This is a genomic window from Micromonospora sp. NPDC051925 (assembly GCF_044548625.1).
GTDB lineage: Bacteria > Actinomycetota > Actinomycetes > Mycobacteriales > Micromonosporaceae > Micromonospora.
Map to the genome: position 1 here is coordinate 444899 of NZ_JBIUCH010000002.1, position 6961 is coordinate 451859.

The following is a 6961-nucleotide window of genomic DNA, read 5'->3' on the forward strand; positions in this document are numbered from 1 at the left end:
GCACAATTGTCGACTAGCGCCATCGACCCGGGTGGCTGTGTCGGGTCGCTTCCTCCTCCATCAAACCAGGAGCCCCGGTGGGCCGGGGGAGCGCGCGCCGGGCGTCCGCCGGGCCGGGGAGCGCGGGCGGGAGGTCGGGCGGGAGTCCGCCGGTCGTGTCACGAATCGCCCCCGGTCGGTGTCTCCATGCCGAGACCGGCCGGCCAGGAGGCGACATGACCAGCAACATCCGGGTTCCGAGGGCCGAGATCACCGGCCGCTACGGCGGCCGTCGACGCCGAGGTGGCTCAACGGCGGGCCGGCGGTGCGGCGGCGGGCGGACCCGAGCTGCGGTGGGCGAGCCGGGGGCGTCGCGGCCGAGCACGCCGCGACGCCCCCGGTCGGTCAGGCCGGGCTGCCGGTGATCGAACTTCCGGACTTCGTGATCCGGTACGTGAGCTGCGTGCCGCTCCAGAAGTGGAAGGTCAGGGTGACCGGGCCGTCGTTGACCTCGGCGAAGAACTCGGGCTTCAGCAGGATGGTGTTGGCGCTGTAGTCCGGCTGGAAGTGCGTCCAGAACTCCTTGTAGGACGTCCAGTTGGCCGGGCCGGCGCCGCTGCCGTCGGCGTACTTGGCCTCCATGGTGGCGAGCTGGTCACCACGGAACTGGGTGGGGATGGCGAACGAACTGGTCGATCCGGTCGCCGCCGACTGGGTCGGCTTGTCGTACGAGATGATGCTGATCTGCCACGGCACGCCCTGCGAGAAGCGGGCCTCGATGGTGGCGTTGACCCCCGGGTTCCGGTTGCCGACCAGCCGGGTCAGCGCCGACGCCGTCAGGGTGAGCGTCGTGCCGGAGACGGTGTAGTCGGTGCCGTTGACCAGGTTGGTGCTGCCCTGCCGCAGCCCCTGGAACGAGGTGCCGTTCAGGTTCCGGGTGAGGGACTTGCTGGTGATGGTGCCGGTGCGGGGCACGTAGACCTGGTCCGAGGAGGCGGTGGCCGACCGGGTGGTCCAACTTGCCTTCATCATGTCGTAGATGCCCTGGTCCCGCCACTGCAGGGTGTTGCGGTTGAGGAACGAGCCCGCGTCCCAGAGCATGGTGGTGAGCTTGCGGGTGCGGGCCTCGTAGCCGACGGCCTCGAAGAACTTCAGCAGCTCGCCGCGCTCGATGATGCCGGGCCGGGTGTAGTCGTAGCTGAGCAGCGCCCACTCGCCGATGATGACCGGGACGCCTCGGGAGACGAAGGTGCTGCGGACCCGCTCGAAGCCGTCGATCAGGTCCTTCTCGACGTTGGCGTCGTAGCGGGTGCCACCGGCGATGTTGACGCTGAACGGCCAGTATCCGTAGAAGTGGACGGTCGCGGCGATGTTGTTGTCCTGCAACTGGTTGATCGTGGTGGTCAGCGCGTCGAGCCGGGCCTGCTCGGAGCTGGTGTACAGGGTGGGCAGCACCAGCAGCCGGTTGGTGTTGTTACCGCCGGACTGGCGGATCAGCCGGACGAACGCGAGGTGGAGCTCCCGCAGCACCTCGTCGCTCTGTGCGTCGCCGGACGTGCCGGTGAACTGCGGCTCGTTGATGTTCTCGAACACCAGCTTGGACGAGTGGTCGCGGAAGGTGGTGGCGATCTGGGTCCACAGCGCGGTGTACCGGTTCATCACGGTGGTGCGGTCACCCGGGTAGCCGTTGATCCACTGCCAGGAGTCGTGATGCAGATTGATCATCACGTAGAAGCCCTCGGCCAGCGACCAGTCGACCACCTGACGTACGCGGCTCAACCAGACCGGGTCGATGGTGTACGTCGGGGCCGGCCCGGTGTGGTCGGTCCAGGTCACCGGGATCCGGATGCTGTTGTAGCCCTGCGATCGCACCTGGCGCAGCAGGGCCTGCGTGGTCAGCGGGTTGCCCCACGCGGTCTCGTCGGGGATGGCGTCGAGGGTGTTGCCCAGGTTCCACCCGGGTTGCATCGCGGCCACCGTCGCCATCGGGTCACCACCGGGCGAGGGTGACGGGGACGGGGAGGTCGTCGGCGTCGGGGTGGGGGTGGGGGTGCCGGTCGGGGTCGCGGTCGGGGTCGGGGTCGGGGTGCCGCCCACGCTTCCGGTGCAGGCGACACCGTTGAGGCTGAACGAGGTCGGCGCGGGGTTGCTGCCCGTCCACGACCCGTTGAACCCGAAGGAGACCGTGGCGTTGGTGCCGATCGCCGCGTTGTAGCTCATGTTCTTCGCGGTGGTCTGGTCGCCCGAGGCGGTGACCGTCGCGTTCCACGCCTGGGTGACCCGTTGGCCGGCCGGGAACGTCCAGACCAGGCTCCAGTTGTTGACCGCGTCGCCGAGGTTGGTGACCTGCACGTCGGCGGTGAAGCCGCCCTGCCACTGCGACTGCGTGGTGTACGCCACGCGGCAGCCGGCGGCGGCCTGCGCGTTGCCGGCGACCATCAGGCCCGCCAACAGCAGTGCGGCAAGTGCGCCGGCGAGCAGGCCGGCCCGCTGGCGCATTCTTCGAATGTTCTGCGAACTCATCAGGGAACTCCTCGCCATGGTGGCGCCGGTTGGTGGGGGTCGTCGGACGTCTCGCCAACCGGGCCGCCCTGACGGGTCCGGGGTCATCCGGATCGGGTCGGGACACGGCGTTCCACCAGCGCGATCGAGGTGACCTGGTCACGCGGGCGGGACGTGGCCGCCCGACGGCACGGTTGGGGACGTGGCGAGTGCGGACGCTGCCCAGGGCGTCCGCGATGAGTGGCGAGGCTCCCGCGCGGAAACGATCGGAGGCCCATCTCGGAAAGTTTCCGACGCAGACCCTACAAGCGTCGGTTGACGCGCGTCAATGGAAGTGGTCGTTGCGGGGAGGGCGGGCGCGAGCCTCGGCTGATCCGCCGGTCGAACTCCCCACGGCTGGGCATGGGCGCATCGGACACTGTCCACAGGTATCGACAGGCCATGGAAAGTTTCCCGGTTCTTCGGGCTTCCGGCACCGGTGGGGCCGGCGGCGGCCGGGTTACTCTGTGTCTCCCGCACGACGCCGGCGGCCCGGTCGCGCGGCGATGCCGGCGCGACCGGCAGCCACCGCGGCAGAGAGGTAGGAGGTCGGGTTGACGCACGTCACGTCGGGCGATCCGGGCGGCGACCTGGCCTCGCTCGCCAGTCCCGCCAGACCGGTGACGATCGCGGTGATCGCCGAATCCGCCGGTGTGTCGATTCCGACCGTGTCGAAGGTGATCAACGGCCGGTCCGGCGTCGCGGCGGACACCCGGGCCCGCGTCGAGGCAGCGATCAGCCGGCACGGCTACCGTAGATCTGCTCCGGTCACCCGCAGCAACATCATGGAGTTGGTCTTCGACGAGATCGAGGACATGTGGGGCCTGCAGATCATCCGGGGCGTCGAGCGGGCAGCGCGGCAACAACGCGTCGGTGTCGTGCTGACGGAGTTCGGCCCGCAGCGCAACGCGATCCGGTACTGGATCGACGACACCCTCTCCCGCCGGCCGGACTGCCTGGTCATGGTGGCTCAGCTGGATGCCGAGCAGCACCAACAGCTACGTGCCCGGGGCATCCCGTTCGTGGTGTTCGACCCCACCACCGAACTGCCCGAGGACGTGCCGTTCGTCGGCGCGACGAACTGGGCCGGCGGTCGATCGGCCACCCGTCACCTGATCGGTCTCGGTCACCGCCGTATCGCGATGATCGGCGGCCCGGAGCACATCCTGTGCTGCCGCGCCCGGCTGGACGGATACCGGTCCGCTCTCGACACAGCCGGCCTGCCGGTGGAATCCGACCTGGTCGTCCACACCGGCCTGAACCACCAGGACGGCCACGCGGCAGCGCTCGACCTGCTCCGCCGCCCCGACCGCCCGACGGCGATCTTCGCCTGCAACGACCTGCAGGCCCTCGGTGTCTACCAGGCCGCCCGGGCGCTGGGGTTGCGGATTCCCGCCGACCTCAGCGTGGTCGGCTTCGACGACCTGCCGATGGCCACCGTGGTCGACCCCGCCCTGACCACGGTGCACCAGCCACTGACCGAGATGGCAGTCACCGCCACCGAGTTGGCGCTCGCCCTCGGACGGGGGGAGCGGACCGCCCAGGTCCGCCTGGAGTTGGCGACCACCCTCACCGTTCGCCAGAGCACCGCACCGCCGGCGATCTGAAGGGGCGGGCTGGGCGGCACCTCACAGACCGGCACAGGGGCGCTTGTCGACCGTGCAGCCCTCCGGCGCCTTGGTGACCGGGTCGGCGGTGCGGACGTCGAACCGGATGGCCTGCGACCCTCCCGCCGGGACGGCCGGCCCGGTGAAGGTGACGGACTGCCCGTCCTGTCGCCAGTCGGCCCCGCTCACCTCGGCGGCCGTGCTGCCCCGGGGCAGGGTGACGACCACCGTCCAGCCCGAGGCCGATGTTTGGCCCGGGTTGTCGACCACCACCTTGCCGGTGTAACCGAAGACCCGGGTCGACACGGTCTCGTACCGGGCGTCCAGCGGGCCGGACGCCGAGGGGGTCGGGGAGGGGGTACGCGACGGGGTCGCCGACGGGGACCGGCTCGGACGGGAGCTGCGCGGCGCCGGGGTCGACGTCGGGCGCACCGTCGCAGCGGAGCGGGACGGGCTGCGTACGTCAGCGGTGGGCCGGGCCGGCGGTGACACCGGGCTCGACCCGGTGTCGGTCGGCGGTGCGCCCGGCAGCAGGACCCACCCGGTCAGCCCGAGGGCCAACGCCGCACCCCCCAGCCCGACAACCAACCAGGTCGGGCGTCGACGGAGCGGCGGTCGGCCGGTGCCGGCCAGCAGGGCCACCGGCAGCACGGCGGTCGGCGCGGCGGTGTCCCGCCGCAGGTCGACCTGTTGGAAGGCGAGCCAGTCGAGAAGCGCGGGCAGGCGTCCGGCCAGCGCCTGCCGGTAGCACTCCTCGCGGCGTGCGCCCTGCTCGGTGGGCCAGTCACCGTGCTCCACGGTCTCCCGGACGGAGACCCGGCAGCCCTCGCCGGTAGGGGTGATGGTGCAGGTCAACAGGGTGCGTCGGGCAGCCTCGTGACACCGTACGACGATCAGCTCCGGCTCCCGCCGGTCGACGCCCTCGACGTCGGCGTCGCCGTCGAAGCCGGGCAGCGCCGCCGTGCGTACCCGCCACCGGCCCGGTCGTCCGGGGATCGTCTCGGCCTCGGCGAACCAACGGGCGAGCAGCTTCGGATCGGTCACCGCGCGCCAGACCCGGTCAGCCGGGTGGGGCAGGTCGATCTGCGTGCCGATCTCGATCACGGCGAGAGACTCTACGGCCCGGGCGGCCCGGTGGTGAAAGTGGTGGGCCGGATTGACCTGGCTCATTCCGCTACGACTTGACGAATGGCATGTTATCGCTCACAGTCGATGGCGAGGACTACCGCACCTGTGGCTCACCGGGCGAGCTGTGCTGGTCGAACCTCGGATCACGACGTCCCCCCAGGGCATGCGGGACGTCGGGTCAGGATTCCCATCAGCAGATGCCGGTGACGGCGCGACCAGCCCCGCACGCGTCGGGGTTGGATCGTTGCGCCGACAGCCGGCCCGGTTTCCTCCGGGAAGGAGGATCATGGCTCCCTTCTCGGGAGGCGCTCCGCCGTCCCCACGACCGGGCGATCCTCTCGCCGGTCCGGGCCCCGGCCCCGGCACCGAGGTCACCGGTGCCGAGGGCCGGCGCGGACTGCGGCGAGGTTTTCGCCGCCGTCCGCCGTGGCCGGCCGGGCGGCGACGCACGCCGGTCGTTGCGGCCCACCACCGGCAGTGGAACCGGGCACCTCATCACCACCACCGCTGCACCCACACCGAGAAGGATGCGACATGAGACCCAAGAGAGCCCTGCTAGCGACGGCGACCCTCGCCGTCGCCGGCGCACTCACCGTCGGAATGACGCTGGCGATGGCCCCCGTCGCCAGCGCCGGGACGACCCTGCGGGCGGCCTCGGCCGAGAAGGGCCGCTACTTCGGTGCGGCGGTCGCGACGGGCAAGTTGTCCACCGGCACCTACACGACGGTCCTCAACCGCGAGTTCAACTCGATCACCGCCGAGAACGAGATGAAGTGGGACGCCACCGAGCCGTCCCAGGGGCAGTTCAACTACACCGGCGGCGACCGTATCCTCAGTCACGCCCAGGCCAACGGCATGCAGGTACGGGGACACGCGCTGCTCTGGCACCAGCAGCAGCCCGGGTGGGCGCAGGGCATGTCCGGCACCGCGTTGCGTAACGCGGCGATCAACCACGTCACCCAGGTCGCGACCCACTACCGGGGCAAGATCTACGCCTGGGACGTGGTGAACGAGGCGTTCGCCGACGGCAACGGTGGTGGTCGGCGGGACTCGAACCTGCAGCGGACCGGTAACGACTGGATCGAGGCGGCGTTCCGGGCCGCCCGTGCCGCCGACCCGGGCGCGAAGCTCTGCTACAACGACTACAACACCGACGGGATCAACGCGAAGTCGACGGGCATCTACAACATGGTGCGGGACTTCAAGTCCCGTGGCGTGCCGATCGACTGCGTGGGCTTCCAGTCGCACCTGGGCACCACGCTGGCCGGTGACTATCAGGCCAACCTGCAGCGCTTCGCCGACCTCGGGGTCGACGTCCAGATCACCGAGCTGGACGTGATGACCGGTGGCAACCAGGCCAACATCTACGGCAACGTCACCAAGGCGTGCATGGCCATCTCGCGGTGCACCGGCATCACGGTGTGGGGCGTACGGGACTGCGACTCCTGGCGCGGCTCCGACAACGCCCTGCTGTTCGACTGCAACGGCAACAAGAAGGCGGCGTACGACTCCGTCCTGAACGCCATCAACGCCGGCGGTAGCACCAACCCGACGACGACGCCGCCGAACCCGACCACCACGCCGCCGAATCCGACCACCACGCCGCCGAATCCGACGACGACTCCTCCGAATCCGACGACGACGCCGCCGGGTGGGGCTGGTTGTTCGGCTTCGGTGTCGTTGAATTCGTGGACCGGTGGTTTTGT

General features: G+C 70.4%; 4 protein-coding genes. 2 read left to right on the forward strand and 2 right to left on the reverse strand.

Going from position 1 to position 6961, the window contains the following annotated elements:
• Positions 1–384 precede the first annotated feature (384 nt).
• Positions 385–2502 carry a cellulase family glycosylhydrolase gene (locus ACIG87_RS04595; RefSeq protein WP_396848156.1) on the reverse strand — a complete coding sequence of 706 codons (2118 nt, stop codon included), beginning with the start codon at positions 2500–2502 and terminating at the stop codon, positions 385–387.
• Positions 2503–3074: 572 nt separating this feature from the next.
• On the opposite strand from ACIG87_RS04595, the gene ACIG87_RS04600 reads away from it, so the two are divergent.
• A complete protein-coding gene (locus tag ACIG87_RS04600) occupies positions 3075–4127 on the forward strand; it encodes a LacI family DNA-binding transcriptional regulator (protein ID WP_396848158.1) in 1053 nt (350 codons plus the stop codon).
• Positions 4128–4148: 21 nt separating this feature from the next.
• Here the strand turns inward: ACIG87_RS04600 and ACIG87_RS04605 are convergent, their stop codons facing one another.
• A complete protein-coding gene (locus ACIG87_RS04605; RefSeq protein WP_396848162.1) occupies positions 4149–5231 on the reverse strand; it encodes an SRPBCC family protein in 1083 nt (360 codons plus the stop codon).
• Between the two features lie 558 nt (positions 5232–5789).
• On the opposite strand from ACIG87_RS04605, the gene ACIG87_RS04610 reads away from it, so the two are divergent.
• Positions 5790–6961 (forward strand): endo-1,4-beta-xylanase (locus ACIG87_RS04610; protein WP_396848164.1); only part of this gene is annotated, 1172 nt, incomplete at its 3' end.